Here is a 279-nt window from a genome sequence, read left to right as displayed (position 1 = left end):
TTACCTGTGTCGCATCAGTCACTGTAATTTCACCAGTAGTCGCATTCAAACTCATCCACGTAGGCAAAGTGCCTGAAGCAATCACAGCGCTCGTAATCGCCCCATCTGCATCCGTTACACTCGCCAGTTGATCACCATTGGAATAACTGTCTTCATTCTGGGCAGCATTCACGGTGTAAACAGCCTCCGTATCAGGAGTAATTACGATGCTCACGGTCTGCGTGGTCTCCCCGCCATCTGCATCAGTGGTCGTAATATCTACCGTATAAGTACCATCGG

Annotated in this window: 1 protein-coding gene; it reads right to left on the bottom strand. The window is 49.5% G+C overall.

Annotation, left to right across the window (positions count from 1 at the left end; all coding sequences use genetic code 11):
• A partial coding sequence (locus AC04NP_RS30815) for a putative Ig domain-containing protein (protein ID WP_482863979.1) occupies window positions 1–279 on the bottom strand: 279 nt, incomplete at both ends.

The organism is Agaribacillus sp. DX54, assembly GCF_056858335.1.
The sequence above is the reverse complement of the archived record's forward strand: the minus strand, read 5'-3'. Positions and strand labels throughout refer to the sequence as shown.